This is a genomic window from Geomonas oryzisoli (genome assembly GCF_018986915.1).
Taxonomy (GTDB): Bacteria; Desulfobacterota; Desulfuromonadia; order Geobacterales; family Geobacteraceae; genus Geomonas; species Geomonas oryzisoli.
On sequence record NZ_CP076723.1, the window covers coordinates 2591959 to 2612709 of the forward strand.

Consider the following 20751-nt stretch of genomic DNA (forward strand, 5'->3'; position numbering starts at 1 on the left):
CTTAACACCAAGTTCTCTACCCTCCTCCATCGTAACCGTAGAGTTGTTCGAGACAAATACCTAGTTTGCGGATGCAACTGCACAGTTGCAGCAGACAACTATATACTTCGCAAAGGCAATTGCACGGTTGCAGACGGCAACTAGGCACTTCGCGGATGCAACTGCGTATTTGCAGAATACAAATATAGACTTCCCTGAGACGACTATGCACTTTATAGATGCAACTCGCTAACTGGTAGAACAACCTATAGTTTGCAGATGGAACGGCCTAGTTGTTGCTGAAAAAGAGGTAGGCGAGTTTTCAAATGATGCGCGAGGTAAAGAGGATACGGCTGACTTGGCATTATTGAGCTTTGCAACTTGGACACCGAATACAGGAGGAAGCTAACCGCGAAAGAGATGTACAAAGCCTGTGCCCTTCTGGGCCTGAAGGTACTTAATACAAAAATAATGTATTACAATTTGCATTGTGTATACTTTTTTTCTGAATTTATTCCCTTACTTATAAGCGGCCACTCGGCTCTTCGCTGTTCCCTCAACCCCATTCCTAATTCTACCTAACCGTTTTCTCCTTCATTTCTTCACTCCACCCGCCGAAAGCAACTGCAACTCGGAGATGCGGACGCATAACTTCACGCGCTATGCACTAACACAGGACGTCGGCTGTCTTTTACCTGCCGCCCCCTATCCGCAGTGGCGGCCTAGGTCACGATTCACGCGTCGCGGTGACGCCAAAACTAAACCGGAAACAAGGAAGAAAGGTATGGAAACGATGAAACTGAAGGTAAAAGTAATGGTTGCTTTCATCGCCGCGGCGATACTCGGTGTTGCGGGTCCTCTCGTCGCGGTGCGAGGTTCCACGTCTGCCGCTTTGGGCGCCTGCGCTGTTGCGTTCACGCTTACCCTCGCCCTGGGCTGGTTCCTGGCGCGCGCAGTGGAAGCGGAACGGGCCCGACTCGTCGAGGACAAAACACGGACGGTCGAGACGCTGACCGGTGAGCTCGAAGGGGAGCGTGATCGGCTCCAAGAAACCAACAACCGCACGGTCGAGGCGATGACGAGGGAATTCGAAGCGGAGCGCGACCGCCTGGTCGAGAAGAACGACTGGTTCCGGGCCATCATCGATGCGGTTCCCTTCCCGGTGCACGTCACCGACAACGACATGAACTGGACCTTCATGAACAAGCCGTTCGAGACACTCCTGGTGCGCGAGGGGCGCATCAAGGACCGCGATTCCGCAGTCGGACTTGCCTGCAGCAACGCGGCCGCCAATATCTGTAATAACGAGGGGTGCGGCATTAGGCAGCTTCATAAGGGGGTGAACGAGAGCTTCTTCACCTGGTGCGGTTCCGAATGCAAACAGGACACAGCGTTCCTGTTGAACAGCAAAGGGGAAAAGATCGGTTTCGTCGAAACCGTGACCGATCTCACGGCCATCATCCGAAACCGCGACTATACCCAGGCCGAGGTGGAGCGCATGGCGGGGAACCTGACCAGGCTCGCACTGGGGAACCTCGATCTCGACCTCGCGGTGGCGGAGGCGGACCAGCACACCGCGGTGGCCCGCGAAAACTTCCTCAAGATCAACGACAGCCTCGCCAAGGTGAAGGACGCCGTCGGTGCCATGATCGTAGACACCGAGACGCTGGTCAACTCGGCACTTGCCGGCGACTTCCAGACCCGCTCGGACGCGTCCAGGCACCAGGGCGAGTTCCGCGCCATCGTGGACGGGGTGAATCGGACCCTGGACGTGGTGGTGGAGAAGAACGATTGGTACGAGGCCATTATCGACGCGGTCCCCTTCCCGATCCACGTCACCGACAACGACATGAACTGGACCTTCCTCAACAAACCCTTCGAGACCCTGCTGGTCAAGGAAGGACGCATCAGGGACCGGCGCACCGCCCTGGGGCTTCCCTGCAGCAACGCGGCCGCCAACATCTGCAACACCGAGGGGTGCGGCATCAAGCAGCTGCACAGGGGCGTGCCCGAGAGCTACTTCGACTGGTGCGGCTCCGGGTGCAAGCAGGACACCTCGTATCTCCTGAACCGTAAGGGAGAGAAGATAGGCTACGTCGAGGTGGTCCAGGACCTGACGGCCATCATCAGGAACCGCGACTACACCAAGGCCGAGATCGAGCGCATGGCGGCCAACCTCCACCTCCTCTCGCAGGGGGACCTGGATCTCGACTTCGCCCTCGCACAGCCGGACCAGCATACCAAGGACGCCCACTCCGACTTCACGCGCATCAACGACAGCCTGAAGAGCGTGAAGCTCGCCATGGATCGCGTCATCACCATCACCAAGGAGATCGCCGACGGCAACCTGAGCGTCGAGGTCACCCCGCGCTCGGAGAAGGACGAACTGCTCAAGGATCTGGCGGCGATGGTGCAGAAGCTCTCGGACGTGGTACTCGACGTGAAGCAGGCGGCGGACAACGTAAGCCTTGGGAGCAAGGAACTCGCCGAGAACGCCGAGAACACCTCGCAGGGGGCTACCGAGCAGGCGGCCTCGGCGGAGCAGGCTTCCTGCTCCATGGAGGAGATGAGCGCCAACATCAGGCAGACGGCGGACAACGCGATCCAGACGGAGAAGATTGCGGTGAAGTCGGCGGCCGATGCACAGGAAGGGGGCAAGGCCGTCGCCGAGACGCTCGCCGCCATGAAGGAGATCGCAGGGAAGATCTCGATCGTTGAGGAGATCGCACGGCAGACCAACATGCTGGCGCTAAACGCGGCCATCGAGGCGGCGCGTGCCGGGGAACACGGCAAGGGGTTCGCGGTGGTCGCGGCCGAGGTGCGAAAGCTTGCCGAGCGGAGCCAGAAGGCGGCGGGCGAGATCTCTACCCTCTCCACCTCCAGTGTCGAGATCGCGGAAAAGGCTGAGACTCTTCTGGGAGAGATCCTGCCCAACATCCAGAGAACCGCGGAACTGGTCCAGGAGATCAGCGCCGCGAGCAAGGAGCAGGACGGCGGCGCCCAGCAGATCAACCAGGCGATACAGGTGCTGGACCAGGTGATCCAGAAGAACGCGACGGTTGCCGAAGAGATGTCTTCGACCGCCGAAGAGCTCTCCTCGCAGGCCGCCCAGTTGCAGAGCACCGTCTCCTTCTTCCAGGTCAGGGACAACGAGGTACTTGCCGGCCGTGCCATGGAGGGAGCGAAGCGGCAAAGCGGCCGCAATGCAGCGGCGATGACCTATTCGGCACCGGCTACCAAGACTACGAACAGGGCGCGCACCAGGCAGGCCGCCAACGACAACGGAGTGGCGCTGGACCTCGACCATAACGACTTCGAACGCTTCTAGACTGACCAACCCGAAGCAGCGCAGGCCGGTGATCCGACCTGCGCTGCCGCATGAATATTTATTATTTTTAATTGACACAAGCAAATCTTATTCTATACTGCACAACTCCTGCTCAACAAGACATCACGTGCCGCAGCACGAAAGGAGTTATGCGATGGCAATCTGTAACGACTGCAGAGGTAAAAAGATGGTTACCTGTCCGGAGTGCGGCGGCACCGGCAACCGGTACTATGTCCCGGTGCTCGACATCTGGGAATCCGATTGCAGTGTCTGTTTCGGCAGCGGTACGATCAGTTGCCCGGCTTGCGAGATCAGCCCCCTCGGCAGCAGAATTCCAAGGCCCCCTGCAGCCTGGACTCCGCCCCCCGCCCCTCCCGGGCTGTAGAGAGACCATCTTGAATAAACGCACAAAGGGCCGGCAATTTGCCGGCCCTTTGTGTTGGTGCTGTAGAGAACCCCTTTACTGGTGGATGGACAGCTTCTTCATCAGGTCGTACAGCGTGGGACGACTGACGCCCAATTCCTCCGCGGCTTTCAGTATGTTGCCGGACTGTCGATCGATCGCGGTCAGGATCATCTCCCGCTCCATCCGCTCGCGCGCTTCCCGCAGCGACAGGGTGTCGCCGACCGGAACCGCCATCGGCGGAGGCTCCACGTCGCAGCCAAGATCGAGCGGACCGATGCTGGAGCCGTCGCACATGATGACGGCCCTCTGGATGCGGTTGCGCAGCTCGCGCACGTTGCCGGGCCAATCGTGCCTTTTCAGGAAGGCGATGGCGGCGGGCGACAGCCGAACCTTCTTCTTGTTCTCCTTGCAGTAGAACTTCAGGAAGCTTTCCGCCAGCAGGAGCACGTCGTCGCCACGGTCCCGCAGAGGGGGAAGCTTGATGGTGACCACGCCGATCCGGTAGTAGAGGTCTTCGCGGAAGCGCCCCTCCTCTATCGCCTTCTGAATGTCGATGTTGGTGGCACAGGTGGTACGGGCATCGATGGGGATTTCCTCCCTGCCTCCGACCCGCTGGATGGTCCCTTCCTGCAAGAAGCGGAGCAGCTTCACCTGCAGGTTCACGGGGAGCTCGCCGATCTCGTCGAGAAAGAGGGTCCCCTTGTGGGCGTACTGAAGCTTGCCCCGCACCGCGGTATGGGCTCCGGTAAACGCACCTTTTTCGTGTCCGAAAAGCTCGCTCTCCAGCAGATTCTCCGGGATGGCACCGCAGTTGATCGCCACCAGCGGCCCTTTGCGGCGCTGGCTTGCCTCGTGGATCGCGGCCGCCACCAGTTCCTTGCCGGTACCGCTCTCACCGACGATTAGGATGGGAGCATTCGAGGCGGCAACCTTGCGGATTGTGGTGAACACCGCCTGCATCTCCGCACACTTGCCGATCATGCCCCATTGTTCTTCAGCTTCTCCATGCAAGGAGAGCGCGCTGTTTTGTTCCTCGATGTTGGCGATGTGAAAGGCGCGCCCGATCATGACCTTCAGTTCGGACAGGACCGGGGGCTTGGCGTAGAAGTCGAAAGCGCCCATGCGCATCGCTTTCAACGCATTTTCACGCTCGTTGTTGCCGGTCAGCATGATCACCTTGGTCACCGGGTCCAACCCCAGCATCTCGTCCAGGCAGCGGAACCCCTCTACCGAACTGTCCGGGTACGGGGGAAGCCCCAGATCGAGCACCACCACCGCAGGACGCTCGCTCTTGAAAAGGGAGAGCGCCTCCCGGGCATCGGCCGCCAGGAGCACGTGGTATTCCTGGTTCAATCCCCATTTCAGCTGCTGCCTGATATCGTCATTGTCGTCGACAATCAAAAGCTTTCTCACCAACTCCTCCTTCATGCTGCCTCGATGACGCCGCCGGCAGCATCCTCCTCGGCGACCGGGAGATGGACGGTGAACACGGTCCCCTCCCCTTCGACGCTGGAAACGTCGATCGTGCCGCCGTGAGCCGTCACGATCTGGCGCGACTGGTACAACCCGATGCCGAGACCGGTCCGCTTGGAACTGCGAAACGGCACGAACAGGTCATTCCTGATAAAGCGCGGCGACATGCCGCATCCCTGGTCGGTCACCTTCACGAACGGGGTGCCGTTGCAGCCGACTTCCACGGCGATGGGCGCCTCGGGGGGCGACGCCTCCACCGCGTTCAGGAACAGGTTCAGCAAAACCTTCTGCAACTCCTCCCGGTCGCCCAATACGACCTGCTGGCTTCCCTGCACCGAGATCGTCCGCCCCTGCATCATCCCGGCGCAACTCCTGGTGAGGGCCAAAAGATCCACGGGGCGCCTCTGCAACAGTTCGCTCTCGCCCAGGTTGCGCAGGCGACCGATCAGGTGATGCATCTTCTTGGTGGTGTTGCCGAGACTGCCAAGCATGTCCCGCTGGAATTCCGGGTTGTCGATGTGTTCACGCGCGTTCTCCAGTACCAGCGAGATGGTCGCTGCCAGGTTTTTCAGGTCATGAACCACGAAGGTGGCCAGGCTCCCCACAGCCTCCATCGCCTTGGCCTGGGTGAGCTGCTCGGTGAGGCGCTGATGCTGCATGGCCACCGACACCTGGCGGGCGATCGTCTTCATCAGGTCGAAGTCTTCGTAGCGGTACTGCTCGTCGGGCACGACCTGGGCGCCGAGCACGATAAAACCGGAAAGGATCTCCCCTTCGAACAGGGGCACCACGAACGAGATGCCGTAGCGCGCCAGGAAGTCCCACTCGCTCCGGGTGAGCTCACGGTTGGGGTCGCTACTGGAAAAGACCCACTGCCGCTCCCGCAGTGAAGTGAGGATCGGGTTGTCGTCGCTGATGGTCTCCCGAAGCGGTTCCAGTTCCAGCGTCGAGGCGACGCAGTACCAGCCGCACCCTTGCTGGTGCTGGTACAGGGCGGCTCCCCGGACTCCGAAGATCTCGCAGTATGCCAGAAGCACCCTTTTGACCAGGTCATCTCCATCCTCGAAGGTGGACAGCCTCTCGGTCAGCCCCAACCACTGTGCCCGGTAGTCGTACTTGCTCTGGTAGAAGTGCTTGTGGAGCAGCACCTTCAGCTCACGCTTGGCGCGGTCCGAGAGGAGCAGCAGCAGCAACAGGATCCCGGCGATGAACCCCAGGGACAGGGTGAGCAGCCGCGGGAACAGCGGCCCGAAATACTTCATTCCCTCCCCGAGCAGACCGAGCATGATCAGGTAGGCGGAGACGATCGCCATCACCACCGATTTCAGCACGACCGCCTGCGAGATCTTGACGCGCGCACTGCCGCGCCAGTGGGAACGGGTATAGAGCATCATCACCGAAGCGATCGTGAAAAGCAGGGACCGCAGCGGCGCAAGCTCCAGGTTGAGAGAGCGGTACAGCAGGGCGTTGGAATAGTAGAAAGCGAGGACGGCCAGCATCGAGCCGAGCGCCACGATATCGAGCTTCACCCGCCACAGGGCCTCCGAGGAGGCATTCGCCAGGGTGGCCTCGAAGTTGATCAGGGCCACCACCAGCAGCACCAGGATGGCGACGTAGAAGTAATAGCCGACGTTGGCCAGGAACAGCACCGGCTCGGCGGGGAAATCAGGCGCGTAGTAGAAGGAACTCTCAGGCACGAACGCGGGGACCAGCACCAGCAGAAGACTCGCGCCGACCAGCACGCGGTTTTTCCACGAAAGCCCCCGCTCCGGGATCTCCCGGGCATAGGTGACGCTCAGCAGGAGCCAAAGAGACGGCAACAGCGCCTCGATGAAGAGGGCGCACCGTTTCCAGTCCGTTTCCGGCCACAAATCGTTCAGGGCGAAGAAGTCGAGCAGTTCCAGGACCGCTACGGCCAAAAAGGGAGCGGCTACATAGCTGAACGCTCCGCTTCGTCTCTCCAGCATCACGATGCGCAGCGCGGATACCAGCAGGAGCAAGACTGAAATCAGCATAAGCGCCATCGTTACCTCTTGGGCAGAGCCAACAGCAGCATCTAATTTCACCAGGCCCGAGATCTCGGTAGCCCTGCGAGGGATGAAGTCAAAGCCGGTGCCGATGCGTCTGGCACCAGGCAGTTGCAAACATTGTCAACCGCCGACAGCACAGGCACAAAAGACAGGCGAGTGACTGCTATACCTATACAGCCTAAGGCATAAATTGACAAGTGCTAATTGTTTATGGTAAACACTCGAATGGCTGAGGTAAAATGAGAGCCGGAGGCACTCTGATGACTGCTCCAATATCGCAAAGACATAGGCACGAATCGAATATCATCAGCAGCATTCCCTTCTTCTCATCCCTGACCCCTGACGAGGTCGATCAGGTTGAGAAACTGTTCAGGAAAAAGAACTACGAGAAGGAACAGATAGTCCTGTACGAGGAGGACACCTCCAGCTACATGTACCTGATCTACTCGGGTAAGGTCCGGGTCGTGAAGATGAACGACGAGGGGAAGGAGCAGATCATCACCATCCACAAGAAGAACGACTTCTTCGGGGAGATGTCGCTGCTGGACAACAAGACCTCCCCGGCCACCATCATAGCCCACGAGGATTCGGTGATCGGGCTCTTGCACAAGAGCGATTTCGAGCAGCACCTGATTCGCAACGAGGAGATCCGCAGAAAGATCATCGAGCTGCTGTGCAGCCGTCTGCGCGAATCATGGGAGATGATCAAGATCTTGAGCTTCAATGCCGAAAACGCACAGGACAGGGTGCTGTCGCTACTGGACCGGCTCGGGGAACTGTACGGGGTCCGCGACGACCGCGGCGTGATCATCGACGTGAAGATGACCCACCAGCAGATGGCCAGCTACGCCTCGGTCACCCGCGAAACCATGAGCCGTGTGCTGCGCAGCCTCGAGAAGTCAGAGGTGATCAGCATCCTGGACAGCAAGGCGATCCTGCTCAACAAGAACTTCTTCGGTACACGCAGCAACAGCAGCAAAAGACATTAAAAACTGAAAGACGTTCTACGTTCTACGTTCAACGTTCAACGTTTTCAGCCTCAATCGTCGACTCCGAGGTTTTCCAAGCCTTTCCTTCCCAGTGCGGCGGCAGCCGAGGCGCGGATTCGGTCGGAACCACACACACTCTTCCTGCCCCCCTGTTTCTTCCCCCCCTGCTTCTTCGTCCTGCTGTCCCCCTGCCTCTCCCCCCGCTCGATGTTACTGGATCTGGTTGCCGTTACCGTCATACACCGCCGACACCGAGACGCCGAGGTCGCTCGCCTGCGTGCCCACGGGCAGGTTGGCAAAGCTTACGGTCATGATCTCACCGGTCGCTATGTTGCTGCTGGCAAGGATGAGACTGTTGCCCCCCGCGATGCTGGCAAGACCGCTGCCCGCATAAGGCCCCGAGGTGCTGACCGCCGACAGGGTGGCGCCGGCAGGCATGGTCACCACGAAGTTCAGGCCGTAAGGGGCTGCAACCGGGAGCCCGGCCAACGTTACGGTGCCGACCGCAGCGCTGCCGCTCACGACGGTACTCATGGTGGCATAAACCGGGACCGTGACCGTGACAGCCGCGGATTGCCGCTCGTTGTTGGCGGCATCGTAGGCTTTGGCCGTCCAGTTGTAGGTTCCCCTGGCAAGAGTGGACGGATCCCAGGAGTAGGTATAGGGAGCTGTACTGTCACTCCCTTGCTTCACACCGTTTAAGTAGAAATCAACCCGCGCCACAGCTACGTCGTCGCTTGCATCCGCGGTGACAACGGTGACCCCGGTCACGGTCGAGCCGTTTGCCGGAGCGGAGAGGGCGACGGTGGGGGCGGTGCTGTCTCCATTTCCGGAGGATGTCCCCCCTCCCCCGCCTCCGCACGCCGTGATCATAAGCATGACTACGCCCAGCAGCGATCTCTTCATAATCTCCATTGCTCCTCCTTAAGTTCCTGATCGAAGCGGTGGCCGCCTTGGAATCGGGAACTGCAGGTAGTCACCTCACAGCTTTCCCGTCAGCTTGGCAAGGATGACCACGACATCGCCGGTATCGACCTTGCCGTTGGGCTGTGACTGGCCGTTCAGATAGGGCGCCAGGTCCAGACGCAGAGTCTGCTCGATAGTGGGAGTGAGCTGGCCCGAGGCGATCTGCAGGGCGAGCTGCGCGTCTGCCAGCGTAAGCGGAGCGGGCCCCGAGGTTGAGGTTGAAGGAGTTGAGGTCGAGGGAGTTGAGCTCGAAGCGGTCTGGGTGGTGCCGTTATCTATGACGACGGTAGCCGAAGCGACGCCGCTGTTGCCGGCTGCATCATATGCCCGGGCGCTGATGAGGTGGCTGCCGTTGGCAAAGTTGGTGGTATTCAGTATGTAACTAACCGGACTTTGGTTGCTGCTCAACAACACGGCACTGTCGATGGAAAGCTCGAGCTTGGCAACACCGACGTTGTCACTGGCGTTTGCCGATATGTTGATGGTCCCGGCTACCGTGGCATCGGCGGGAGGCACAGCCAGGGAAACTGTGGGCAAGATCACGTCCCCAGCCACGGAAACATTTACAGCTTTGGAGAGCGCCTCGTTTCCAGAGATGTCGACGGCTTTTGCCGCGATTGCGTAACTCCCGGCCGGCAGGGAGGCCGCATTCCAGATGTAGGTGTAGGGAGCGGCGGTCGCCTCGTAGACGGGAGAGCCGTTGACCAGGAACTGTACCTTGGCGATGCCGGCGTTGTCTGTTGCGGCGGCGCTGATGGCGACGGTTCCTCCCACCGTGGTGTTGTCGGTGGGCGAGGTCACGCTGACAACGGGCGGCAGTGTCTCGGGAACCTGCACAATATTGGAGTAGACGCTCTCCTGGCCGGTGGAGTCGTAAGCTGTCACGGCAAAGTAATAAGCATTGGCGGGGTCGAGACCAGTGATACTCGCCGTGGTGACGTTGCCGCCATCCACCGGGGCGCTTCCTTGGACTGCCCCGGTCCCTTGGAACGGGAGGTTGGCACTGTTGGCCTGGTAGTAGATCCGGTAGCCGGCCAGGTCGGTGTCAGGGCTCGGGTCCCAAGCCAGTGTGACGCTGGTGGCAAGACAAGTGCCGGGGAAGGATAACAGCAGGAACAAAAACAGCGGTGCAACGGAGAACAACCCAGCTCTTCCGGATACTTCCATCATTGGCTCCCAAGGATCGGCCTGTGCCCTGGGCGTTTTCTCGTGAAGGGGGAGAAAAAGAAAAGCCGGGACCGCAGCACCAGTACTTGGCATTTCGGCGACCCGGCTGTCTCAGAGAGACCCTGTAGGCTTTCCGTCCCACCCTCGCGGATGGTTTAGTATTGTCGTGTACCTGTAATCGTTTGGATGAGTGGGGGCGCCCCACTATCGGGTGCGCATAGTATTTGATTTATAAAAGAAAAGCAACTTATTTGTTCCAATAAACGAGGGCACGGATTACCCTCCCGTGCCCTTATCCGCACCCGAGCCAACGCCCCAGACCTACCTCGATACCGAGACCGCCTTGCTCCCCTTGTTGCCGGCCGCATCGTAGGCGCAGACGGTCACGGTGTGGGTGCCGGCACCGACCTTTGCCGAAGCACTGATTGACCCGGAGTTGGTCCCCAATAGCAGCACTCCGTCGACGTAGGCCTCCATCCTGACTACGGCCACGTTGTCCTGGGCCGTAGCGGCGATCTTCAGGTTGGCGTTGTTGAGTATGGGGGACGTGGGGGAAACGATGTTGACACTCGGGGGGACAAGGTCGTTGGCTACGGTCACGGTGACGCTGGCGGAGCCTGCGTTCCCGGCGGCATCGGAGGCTATGGCGACCAGGGTATGGGAACCGTTCCCGGCGTTGGCGGTGTTCCAGTTGTAGTTGAGCGTTCCCTGGTTGGCGGCGTAGATGAGAGAGGAGTTGTCGTACAGGGCGAAACCGGTGACTCCGACGTTGTCGGTTGCGCTGGCGGTGACGGCCACGGTGCCGCTGACCTGCTTGTTGTTCCCCGGCGCCATGATGGTGACGGTCGGAACGGCCGTATCGCCGGCAACGAAGACCACTTCCTCGGCGCTCCCCACGTTGCCGGCCGCGTCGTACGCCTTGGCGGTGAGGGTGTACTGGCCGGGGGCGAGCGAGGCGGTGGGCCAGTTGAAGGTGTAGGGGGCGGAGTTGCCGCTGGCCTGAAGGCTCCCGTTCACGTAGAGCTCCACGTTGCTCACCCCGACATTGTCGGCGGCGCTGACCTGGACCGCGACCGAGCCGTTGACGGTCGTACTGGCAGAGGGGGACGTGATTGCCACGACCGGGGGGACCATCTCCTTCACCTGTACGACATTGGAGTAGACGCTTTCCGCACCCTTGGTGTCGTAGGCGGTAACCGCGAAGTAGTAGGAGCTGCCGGGATCGAGGCCGCTTATGGAAGCGGTGGTGCTTGTGGAAACGTCGACCGGGGCCGCCCCCTCCGCCGCACCGGTGCCGGCAAACGGCAGGGTCGAGTTGTTGGCCTGATAATAGACCCGGTACCCGGCGAGAGCGGGATCGGTGGAAGGATCCCATTGAAGGTTTACGGTCGAGGGGAAAGCTGCGACAGGAACAAGAACAAAGGCGAGCAGGAACTGCAGAATACACTGAGCTTTCAACACTGACCTCCACGAGAGGCGGAGCCCGTGCGCAAGACGCAAAAAAACCGGGTACCGACCTGTAGTGCAGGTATTTCGGCGACCCGGCTGTCTCAGGGAGACCCTATAGGCTTTCCGTCCCACCCTCGCGGATGGTTTAGTATTATCGTGTACCTCTAGATTTTGCTCCTTTTGTAGCTGAACAAACTCACGAGCGCTGTAATTCAAATCACATTAAACGAACACAAGACACGGATCCGATCTTTTTTCGGACGAATTTCGGGCCGCCTCACCACTCTTCACCACAACGCGTAATATACCGCGAGCTTCGCGTATTCGATCCAGAGGGGATAGTGCAGTTCCTGGCTGTTTTCTACGTCGGTGGCGGCGTAGGGGATGACGGCTACCTGAACGGGGAGAGCGCGTCGGAAGGCGAGGAGCGCCCGCCGCATGTGCGGTGCTGAGCTTACAATCACCAACCGGCGCACCCCGGCATCAAGATGAGAGGCAAGGTTCCGGGCCTCGGTGCGGGTGCCGAAGAATCCATCGGCGCTGGATATCACCCTGATCCGCTGCGCCGGCACCCCACGCCAGACCAGGTAATCGACGTACCACCGCCCCCTGCTCCAGGACCGCCCTGCCCTCACGTTGTACTGATCACGGGCGGGATTATCCATCAAGTAGATGCACGGCACCCTCCCCAGGTGCACGAGGTCGGCGGCGGCGTTCAGGCGCTCCCAGATGGTCTCCCCGCCGGCCAGCACGTAACATGCGTCGCCGCGCGCCCCGCTCTCGGTGACGAACAGGGGGGCGGCGAGGACGGCGCGTACCCGCGGGAAGGAAGGGATTACCACGAAGGCGACGAAACCGCACAAAAGCGCGGCAGCGAGTCTGAGGCGCGCCGGCTTCATCGCTCGGAAGGGGTCCACATCACCAGGCGGTTACCGCGCAGGTAGCGCACCCAGGCGACGGCAATGGCGAGATTGACCGTGGCGAAATAAAGCGGAAGCTTCACCGCAAGGGTCCGGGTCAGAGAGGGGCTTTTCCAGCCGGCAAGGGCCAAAAGGTAGAAGACGGCTTGCAGCAGGAAGAGGGACAGGTACAAATAGCAACCGCCGGCCAGCACAGCATTGATGAGCAGGGCCGCGGCCAGGAAGAACGGCACCAGCCAGCGCAGCAGCTTGTGGCAGAAGAACTGGTAGGCGAAAAGACCGTAGCGAAAGGGGTTCAGGAACTCGAGGTTCTTGAAAAAGACCGTGAGCCCCCTGAGCACGGTCCTCACCTTGCGGTCGAACTCGCGGCTGCTGTCGGTGACGTCCTGGTACAGACCGATCACCTCCGGGTCCCCCACGCCGCGCAGGCCGAGTCGCATGCTGTTCAAGAGGGTCCTGAAATCGCTCTGCATCTCCGGCGAGAAGTCGCGGCAGACCTCCTTCCTGGCGGCGAAGAAAGAGCCGCTCAGGCCGACCAGGGAGTTCACCCTCCCCTCCAGATCCCTGAGCCACATCTCGTAGCGGACGTAGGCCCCCTCCCCGCACGGCTTTCCGTCCCGTCCGACCACCCGGTCGACGCTGCTCACGCACCCGATGGAGGGGTCCGCGAAGTTGGCCATCATCCGGTGCAGGCTGGCCGGTTCGATCATGGTAGCGGCATCCGAAAAAACGAGAATCTCTCCGCCGGCGATGGCGACCGCCTCCTTCTGGGCGTTTTCCTTACCGCCGCGGGTCTGCACCTCCAGGAGCTGCACGCCGCGGTCTGCATACCCGCGCACGATGTCGTTGGTGCCGTCGGTCGAGCCGTCCGAGGCCACCACGACCTGGAGCAGATCCGCGGGATACTGGAGCGCCACTGTATTCTCGAGCTTCTCTTTGATCCGCTTCTCCTCGTTGAATGCGGTGATTATGAAGGTGACGGCAGGGGTGACCGGTGCCTTCGCCACCTCGCGGCGGCGGAACAGCGAGAGCAGGCACAGCGAGAGCGGGTAGCCGAAGTAGGCGTAAAAGATCAGGAACAGAAAGAAAAACAGGAGAAACCCCATAGTGCGCTCCGGTGTCAGTCAGCCAGGAGATCCCGGTAGACCCGTTGGTAGTCCTGCGCCATCTTCGTCGCGGAAAATCTTGTGAAAGCCGCATGGTGGGCGGCCCTGGACATGGTCGAGCGGAGTTCGGCGTCGTCGATCAGTTCGATGCAACGCCGGGCGAAGGCGGCGGGATCGCGTCCGCCGATGAGGTATCCGTCCACGCCGTCGGTAACTATCTCACCGATCCCCCCCACGGCGGGGGCGACAACCGGTACACCGCATGCCATGGCCTCCAGGATCGTCATCGGGAGACCCTCGTGCAGCGAGGTGTTGAGGTAGAGATCGAGCCCCCGGTAGAAAGGCTCCATCTGATCGAGATGTCCCGTCAGCGTGAACCGCTTCTGCAGCCCATGCCGCTGGACGGCCTCGACTATGGCGCCGCGGCAAGGCCCCTCCCCCGCCAGCTGAAAGCAGGCGTCGCGCTCCTGGCAGACCAGATGCGCCACCTCAACCATGAAGGGGTAGTCCTTGACCTGGAACAGTCTGCCGGAGGAGCCGATGCTGAAGGATGGGGAAGATTTGCATCGGGCCGCGCCACCTGCAGGAGAAACCGGTATGCCGTTGTGCACGACGGCCACCCGATCGGAGGGGAAGCCGAGCGAGCCGACCAGGCGTCCCCGGATGTCGTCCGAGACGGCGACGGTCCTGCCGAAGAAGTGGCGCAGGATGAAGAAGTTCATGCGCACCTTGAGGGAGCGCCGCACGGCTCCCCTTCCCGCGGGCTCCGGGAGTCCGTGCTGGGTGGCCACCAGGCGCGCACCGCTGCCGGCACTAGCGAGGAGCGCGAGGAGGTTCTCCTTGTAGCGGTGCGAGTGCACCACGTCGGGACGAAATTTCTCAAGATGGCCGCGCACCAGCCCGAGAAGGGGCACGACGGAGTGCCGGCACTCGTCGAGAACCGTGACGGCGAGGTTCGCCTCCCTCAGTTCCGTGGCGAGCCGCCCCTCGTTGAGCACCACAACGGAGAGTACGAGATCCGTATCCTTGGCTAGCTCCCTGAGCAGGTGGCAGGCCATGACCTCGGCACCGGCCCAGAGGTCTCCGGAGATGATGTGGCATACTTTAATCATTGCGGGAATATAAAATGATCATAATAATTATGCAATCCGAATCGGGTCACGACGCCTGGCGCGGCTCACACGGCGCGGGAGGCGCCGGCCGTACAGACATCAGCTAATCATTTGACAAATCGAAAGAAAATATGAATCATATTGACATTGCCATACCGGCAAGTTGCATTTAGACTAAGAGTATCCCCCGGCCATTGCAGCCAATAGCCGCTGTCCCTACCACCTGAAATCGGCGATCTAGCACTCTTAGGGCGTAAATGTCAGACATACGCCACTGCAGAGAGACGGCTCCCCTCTCCTGCAGAAAGGAGCTGATCATGCAGAGCCCAAACCTATTCCAACGCATCTCCAGACGCGCGCTCGGCCAAATACTGCTCGACGGTAAATTCGTGTCGAAGCGGGCCCTCAATCAAGCCATCAGGGAACAAAAGACCACCCACGAACTCTTGGGAGGCGCCCTGGTCAGGATGGGGGTACTCAAGCCTGAGGACCTCGCCGCCCCGCTGCTGATTCAGCAGCACTTAAGCCACATCGAAGACGCCGTCAAGCTGGCTGCCGGCGACCGGCAGCTTCTGGGCGCCCTGCTGGTGCAGTCCGGGAAGATCACGATGCAGCAGCTCGACGAGGCGATCGCCGAGCAGAAGCGAACCGGGGAGCGCCTGGGCGAGGTATTCACGCGCCTCGGCATGCTGAGCGAACAGCAGCTGAAGGGGCTCCTTGACTGGCAGCAGAACCAGGGTAGCCCCACCAGCACGCCCCTCAGACTGGGCGAATTGCTCATCGCCACCGGGCACATCACCCGCAGCCAGTTGGAACGGGCACTCGCCAGGCAGAGCCAGACCGGCAAGAAGCTCGGTGATGTCCTGGTCGCCGAGGGGTATCTGCGCAGGAGCGAGGTCAACCGTGCGGTACGCCTGCAGAAGATGTGCGTCAACGCCGTCGTCGCCGCCATTATGGCCATGGGGATGAGCAGCGCGGCCTCCGCAGCCTCCGTCTCCCTGCAGTGGGACCCCTCCACGGACGCCACCGTCGTCGGTTACAAGGTATATTACGAGACCGACTCCACGGCGGTACCGTTTCAGGGTGCGATACCGGTGGACGTCCAGAACATCACCTCCGCCACCATCGCCAATCTCGACCCGTCCCATTCCTACAGCTTCGCCATCACCGCTTATAATGCCGCAGGGGAAGAGAGTTCTTACTCGAACGTGCTGACCGTAGCCGAGATGCAGGCGCCTACCACCGCCATTACCTATCCGTCCAACTCGTCGACCGTAGCGGGGACAGTATCGGTCACGGCCGATGCCACTGACAACGTAGGGGTGACCAAGGTGGAGTTTTACGTGAACGGGGCGCTCGCCGCGACGGTCCCCACCTCGCCGTACGTCTATTCATGGAACACGGGCGCCCTTGCTCCCGGCAGTTACACCCTGACGACCAAGGCGTACGACGCAGCAGGAAACATCGGCCAGTCCCAGGGAGTAACAGTCAACGTTGCCAACGATCTGAGTGCCCCATCGGTATCCCTCACATCTCCTGCAAACAACATGACGGTGAGCGGGTCGGTGAGCATCGCCGCCAACGCCACCGATAACGTCGGAGTGAGCAGAGTCGAGTTCTATCTGAACAACTCCCTCCTGACAGCCACCAACATGGCGCCCTACACCTACGCCTGGGACAGCAGGACCGTCCCCAACGGGGTCTATACGGTAACGGCAAAGGCGTACGACGCGGCCGGCAACCTCGGCCAGTCCCAAGTCCTGACCATCAACGTATCAAACGACCTCATCGCCCCAAGCGTCAGCCTGACCTCTCCGCTTTCCGGAGCCACGCTGACCGGCACCGTCACAGTCTCTGCCAGTGCAAGCGACAACGTGGGCGTGAGCAAGGTCGAGTTCTATCGGAACAACGTACTGCAGGCGACAGTCGCCACGGCACCCTACAGCTACAGCTGGACAACCACGAGCGTCGCCAACGGCAGCTACACGTTGACGGCCAAGGCCTACGATGCCGCAGGAAACGTGGCACAATCTCAAAACTCTACCGTCACGGTTTCCAATGACACTACCGCACCGACCGTCGCCATAACCTCACCGGCAACAGGAGCCGTGGTCAGTGGCACGATCAACGTAACCGTTAACGCAACGGACAATGTCGGCGTAAGCAAAGTGGAGTATTACCTGAGCGGCAAACTTATCGCGACCTCGTCGGTCGCCCCCTTCAGCAGCAGCTGGAACACGACGACGGTCACCGATGGAGGCTATACGCTTACAGCCAAGGCCTATGACGCGGCCGGCAACGTCGCTCAATCAAGCAACACATCCGTTACCGTCAGCAACGGAACTACAGCGACGACTGCCGGCAAATCAGGGACCGTGAAGAAAAAGTGAATTCGCGTCGGCGCTTCTCATGCCCACCGATCCGGGAGATGCACTACACGCCTCACATCGTGGTATCAGGGCATCCAGGCAGACAGGCGAGCTACCCGACACAAGGAGGAAGCCAATGAAAAACGTTATTTTTTCTTTTGTGCTGTGTTTGATGGCGCAACTTATATTTCTAAGCAGCACCTCACATGCGGGCGTATTTTTCAAAGATGGGTTTGAATCCGGTGATAAAGCTCATACCGAGAATGGGGCGAAGTGGCTCTCATCGAGTTCAACCGTCACCATTTCAAGCGACATCGCACGGACAGGAAACAAGTCCATGAAGTTCCATTTCGCCGGTGTACCTCTGGGGCAGGATGACGATGCCGAGCAGCGATTCTCACTAGGGAGCGCCAGACCGGATGTGTACATCCAGTACTATGTTTTCTTCCCCTTAAATTACGTCCACAGAAACGATTCCCCTACCAACAATAAAGCGATCATGCTATGGGACGAGGAGGCCAACTACACGTGGGCACGCGCCAAAATGGGAGCCCATCTCTGGTACAACTCCGCAGGCGACGCTTTGTCCCCATTCACCGGTCTGGACTTCAATTACTCTCCTCCGCAACTGACGTGCAAGACGGGGAGCGGTTCCAACACCTCCATTGACAGCATAAGCCTGGCAATATCCAATTTCGGCAAATGGACACTGGACAAGACATTCCTGGGAAGATGGCTCTGCTTCGAGTGGCACTTCAAACTGGATTCCGGAGCCGGCGACGGTGCTCTGGAGTTTTGGGTAGACGGCGTGAAGCAGTTCGGCCAGACCAACATGAAATGGAATGGCGCCCCCTGCTCTCCCGGCTATTTCAAGACGGGATACCTTTTCGGGTGGGCCAATTCCGGCTTTGACGTAGATACTGACATCTATGTCGATGACGTGACGTTCTCCGACATGTACATTCCCGTCGCCCCCAGAAACGTAATCAGACAATAAACGAAAGCCGCTTCAAGGCCCGCTGCGGTAGGGCCTTGAAGCGGTGCCCCGCCGTATGCCCCCGCCCTTGCCCCTGTCAGGCAGCTGATCTACCCGCTAGTCCTGCGGTTTCGACTGATCCAAGGTCATGCCGCTGCCACGGTAACATTTGACCCACTTGAACTTTCCGCTGGGCTCTCGCTCGATGTCCTCGACGAATTCGACCCGAATCGTCATCTCGCCCCCCAGGCGCTCATCGAGGCCGCTGAGAAGCTGCCGAGTGTCACCATCCTCGTACTTGCCGCCTTTCACTATCTTCACCAGGAGCTCGCTGCTGCTTTGCTGTACCAGTTGGGACATCAGCACGTTTTTCAGCGGCTTGAACGGGTGGGTCAGCACGGATGCCGAGACGTAGCGCCCGGAGGGAGTGATGATGATGTCCTCCTGCTTGGTCTGAATCTCTCCCAATAACGGCATCGCTGAGCCGCAGGCACACTGCGACTCGTTGAGACTGGAGATGTCTCCTACCTGGTACCGCAGAAACGGCATTCCCATATTAACCAGGCTCGTGCCGATAAGCCGGCCGGTAGTGCCGGCCGGGACCGGAACGCCTGCCGCGTCGACCACCTCGGTTATGCCGTAATCCGGGTTGGCATGTTTGCCGTTGTGCTCACCGCACTCCGTCCCCCAGATGACCCTCTCCGCCTGTCCATAGTAATCGAACACCTCGCAGGAGAAGACCCTCTCCAAAAGAGCACGTTGCGCCGCGAGCAACGGCTCTGAGGAAGTGAAGACCGCCCTTACCTTCAGCGTAAGGCCCGCCTCGTCCAACAATTTGGCAAGGACGAAGAGCGTGGAGGGATACCCTTCCAGAAACGCAGGCCTGAACGCGGCCAACTTTTCGGAAATCGCCGGCAGGAACCGGCGACTGAGATGGAACGAAGACACCCACAGCTGATTCTCATGTTTGTTGAACTGCCAGAAGGGGGGCGTCTGCCTGCGGGGGGAGACGATGGTCCTGCCCAGCAACAAGGCGTACGGCTCGCCCTGCCGCATCCCCCCCCATCTCTTCTGGCGCCAGTCAAAGACGTTGTTCAGAAACCACGCATCGCGGTCCCAGAAGAAGTCGAGAGGAGTCCCCGTGGTCCCACTGGTGTGCCCGTGCACCAGATCCTTTTCAGTGAAAGCGGAAGAGATCATCTCATTGCCGAACTTGCGCACGTCGGCCTTGGTGAGTATCGGGAGTTTGACGAGATCGGCCATGCTCCTGAAATCGGCGGGAACCAGTTTCATCTGCTCCATGATGCGCCGGTAGTAGGGAACCGTCTGGTAGCAGTGCCGGACCAGTTCGCGCAGCTTTTCCTCCTGGTACCCGACCATGTCGGCGCGCGGCAGCCTTTCAAAGGCTTCCAGGGCGCGGGAAGCCTCCTCGAATCGATCGCCGTACCTCTTCGAGTAGAGGCGCCTGCAGTACGCGTCGAAAGCGACGCTCTGCAGGGGGTACGGCAACTTGTCGTACAGGCGCGCAAAGGACATATCGTTATCCCCACGTTCTCTTCGACTTCAGCATGACCAGGTCCCAGACCGAAAGAAAGCGCCCGAGCATGTAGCACGCCGAAATCGGCAGGAACTGAAACAGTTTGACCAAGTTGAACGATTGCGCCGTCCTGCAAAAGCCAAGCGAAACAACGACCAGCAGCGCAAAAAGCAGGGCCAGGAGGACCGCCAGGTATTCCCGGGCAAATAACAGCGACAGCGCTGTCCCGGCGCAAAGCAGGACAAAGGCGAATGAACTGATGAGCGGCTTCGAGGTGAAGACGTTGCCCGCAAACATGCCCAGGCCGTACCACCGCTCCTTTCGGACGATGTCCCTGAGCATCTTCACGTTGCCAAGGTGCTTGACGGCAACGGACGGCGCGCTGAACACCAGCTTGTCACAGCTACGGACACGCCGACAGAATTCGTAATCCTCGCCGGTCACGAGGGTGGTGGAAAAGCCGCCCAACGCGTCGAACAGGTCCTTGCGGACGAACATGTTGCCGGCGGGCAGAAACGCGACACCCCCCTCGATGCCCCCCTTCCTGTCGCACCACAGCTCCTCTACCCAGGTCGGATCGTCCCCTACCCCGTAGAAGCTCCCGACCACGCCGATCCGGTCGTCGCTTGCCATGACCTCCAGGGCTTTGACGAGCCAGTCCCGCCGCACCAGACAGTCGCTGTCGACAAAGCCTACGAAGGGGCCCACGGCGTAGCCGGCGCCGATGTTGCGCAACTGTGAAACGGTCACGCCGCGATGCACGGTACAGAAGACACCGAGCTCCTTGAGCAGCTCCACGGTCCCGTCGCTGGAACCGTTGTCGACCACGATGATATCGACCACATGGCCGCAGGTATCCATCTGCCGCAAGCTTACGACACATTGGCCGATGTACTTGATGCCGTTCAAAACCGGTATGACGATGGTGATCTTCATGTCCCTTG

The 20751-nt window shown here is 60.1% G+C and carries 14 protein-coding genes and 2 riboswitches; of the genes, 4 read left to right on the forward strand and 10 right to left on the reverse strand.

Annotated features, from left to right (window positions below; genetic code table 11):
• Positions 1–1054 precede the first annotated feature (1054 nt).
• The gene (locus KP004_RS11345; RefSeq protein ID WP_437178152.1) at positions 1055–3307 is read left to right on the forward strand and encodes a methyl-accepting chemotaxis protein; all 2253 of its coding nucleotides are present in this window, start codon (positions 1055–1057) and stop codon (positions 3305–3307) included.
• Between the two features lie 460 nt (positions 3308–3767).
• On the opposite strand, the gene prsR is transcribed toward KP004_RS11345, so the two are convergent.
• Both prsR and prsK read right to left on the reverse strand, forming a co-directional pair.
• Positions 3768–5126, reverse strand: a complete 1359-nt coding sequence (prsR, locus tag KP004_RS11350; protein ID WP_216798658.1) for a PEP-CTERM-box response regulator transcription factor — start codon at positions 5124–5126, stop codon at positions 3768–3770.
• Positions 5127–5137: 11 nt separating this feature from the next.
• On the reverse strand, positions 5138–7210 hold the full coding sequence (gene prsK / locus KP004_RS11355; RefSeq protein WP_216798659.1) for an XrtA/PEP-CTERM system histidine kinase PrsK: 2073 nt from the start codon (positions 7208–7210) through the stop codon (positions 5138–5140).
• 266 nt (positions 7211–7476) lie between these two features.
• Here prsK and KP004_RS11360 point away from each other — a divergent pair, with 266 nt between their 5' ends.
• The gene (locus tag KP004_RS11360; RefSeq protein WP_216798660.1) at positions 7477–8205 is read left to right on the forward strand and encodes a Crp/Fnr family transcriptional regulator; all 729 of its coding nucleotides are present in this window, start codon (positions 7477–7479) and stop codon (positions 8203–8205) included.
• Positions 8206–8415: 210 nt separating this feature from the next.
• Here KP004_RS11360 and KP004_RS11365 read toward each other — a convergent pair whose 3' ends face one another.
• From KP004_RS11365 to KP004_RS11390, 6 genes are all read right to left on the reverse strand, one after another.
• A complete protein-coding gene (locus KP004_RS11365) occupies positions 8416–9120 on the reverse strand; it encodes an Ig-like domain-containing protein (RefSeq protein ID WP_216798661.1) in 705 nt (234 codons plus the stop codon).
• Between the two features lie 66 nt (positions 9121–9186).
• Positions 9187–10290, reverse strand: coding sequence for an Ig-like domain-containing protein (locus tag KP004_RS11370; RefSeq protein ID WP_216798662.1), 1104 nt, complete (start codon positions 10288–10290; stop codon positions 9187–9189).
• A gap of 141 nt (positions 10291–10431) precedes the next feature.
• Positions 10432–10508, reverse strand: a riboswitch (cyclic di-GMP riboswitch).
• Positions 10509–10659: 151 nt separating this feature from the next.
• The gene (locus tag KP004_RS11375; protein ID WP_216798663.1) at positions 10660–11796 is read right to left on the reverse strand and encodes an Ig-like domain-containing protein; all 1137 of its coding nucleotides are present in this window, start codon (positions 11794–11796) and stop codon (positions 10660–10662) included.
• Positions 11797–11870: 74 nt separating this feature from the next.
• Positions 11871–11947, reverse strand: a riboswitch (cyclic di-GMP riboswitch).
• A 127-nt stretch (positions 11948–12074) separates the two neighbouring features.
• Positions 12075–12686: a YdcF family protein gene (locus tag KP004_RS11380; RefSeq protein WP_216798664.1), complete on the reverse strand. Its 612-nt coding sequence runs from the start codon at positions 12684–12686 to the stop codon at positions 12075–12077.
• A complete protein-coding gene (locus tag KP004_RS11385) occupies positions 12683–13813 on the reverse strand; it encodes a glycosyltransferase family 2 protein (RefSeq protein WP_216798665.1) in 1131 nt (376 codons plus the stop codon). Before KP004_RS11385 ends, KP004_RS11380 begins: the two co-directional genes overlap by 4 nt.
• Before the next feature lie 14 nt (positions 13814–13827).
• On the reverse strand, positions 13828–14925 hold the full coding sequence (locus KP004_RS11390) for a glycosyltransferase family 4 protein (RefSeq protein WP_216798666.1): 1098 nt from the start codon (positions 14923–14925) through the stop codon (positions 13828–13830).
• A gap of 317 nt (positions 14926–15242) precedes the next feature.
• Between KP004_RS11390 and KP004_RS11395 the strand changes: the two genes are divergently transcribed.
• Complete coding sequence (locus KP004_RS11395; protein WP_216798667.1) at positions 15243–17315, forward strand: Ig-like domain-containing protein; 2073 nt, start codon at positions 15243–15245, stop codon at positions 17313–17315.
• Between the two features lie 115 nt (positions 17316–17430).
• Positions 17431–18291, forward strand: coding sequence for a heparin lyase I family protein (locus KP004_RS11400; protein ID WP_216798668.1), 861 nt, complete (start codon positions 17431–17433; stop codon positions 18289–18291).
• A 96-nt stretch (positions 18292–18387) separates the two neighbouring features.
• Here the strand turns inward: KP004_RS11400 and KP004_RS11405 are convergent, their stop codons facing one another.
• Together KP004_RS11405 and KP004_RS11410 are read right to left on the reverse strand one after the other, a co-directional pair.
• Positions 18388–19806, reverse strand: coding sequence for a phenylacetate--CoA ligase family protein (locus KP004_RS11405; RefSeq protein WP_216798669.1), 1419 nt, complete (start codon positions 19804–19806; stop codon positions 18388–18390).
• A 4-nt stretch (positions 19807–19810) separates the two neighbouring features.
• Positions 19811–20743 (reverse strand): glycosyltransferase family 2 protein, encoded by a 933-nt coding sequence (locus KP004_RS11410; RefSeq protein ID WP_216798670.1) that lies wholly within the window; start codon positions 20741–20743, stop codon positions 19811–19813.
• Positions 20744–20751: the final 8 nt, after the last annotated feature.

Excerpts from the sequence above, each read along its gene's own strand:
- KP004_RS11345 (WP_437178152.1), top strand. The coding sequence starts at position 1,055 with ATGACGAGGGAATTCGAAGCGGAGCGCGACCGCCTGGTCGAGAAGAAC.
- prsK (WP_216798659.1), bottom strand. The coding sequence starts at position 7,210 with ATGGCGCTTATGCTGATTTCAGTCTTGCTCCTGCTGGTATCCGCGCTG.
- KP004_RS11360 (WP_216798660.1), top strand. The coding sequence starts at position 7,477 with ATGACTGCTCCAATATCGCAAAGACATAGGCACGAATCGAATATCATC.
- KP004_RS11365 (WP_216798661.1), bottom strand. The coding sequence starts at position 9,120 with ATGGAGATTATGAAGAGATCGCTGCTGGGCGTAGTCATGCTTATGATC.
- KP004_RS11380 (WP_216798664.1), bottom strand. The coding sequence starts at position 12,686 with ATGAAGCCGGCGCGCCTCAGACTCGCTGCCGCGCTTTTGTGCGGTTTC.
- KP004_RS11385 (WP_216798665.1), bottom strand. The coding sequence starts at position 13,813 with ATGGGGTTTCTCCTGTTTTTCTTTCTGTTCCTGATCTTTTACGCCTAC.
- KP004_RS11390 (WP_216798666.1), bottom strand. The coding sequence starts at position 14,925 with ATGATTAAAGTATGCCACATCATCTCCGGAGACCTCTGGGCCGGTGCC.
- KP004_RS11395 (WP_216798667.1), top strand. The coding sequence starts at position 15,243 with ATGCAGAGCCCAAACCTATTCCAACGCATCTCCAGACGCGCGCTCGGC.
- KP004_RS11400 (WP_216798668.1), top strand. The coding sequence starts at position 17,431 with ATGAAAAACGTTATTTTTTCTTTTGTGCTGTGTTTGATGGCGCAACTT.
- KP004_RS11405 (WP_216798669.1), bottom strand. The coding sequence starts at position 19,806 with ATGTCCTTTGCGCGCCTGTACGACAAGTTGCCGTACCCCCTGCAGAGC.
- KP004_RS11410 (WP_216798670.1), bottom strand. The coding sequence starts at position 20,743 with ATGAAGATCACCATCGTCATACCGGTTTTGAACGGCATCAAGTACATC.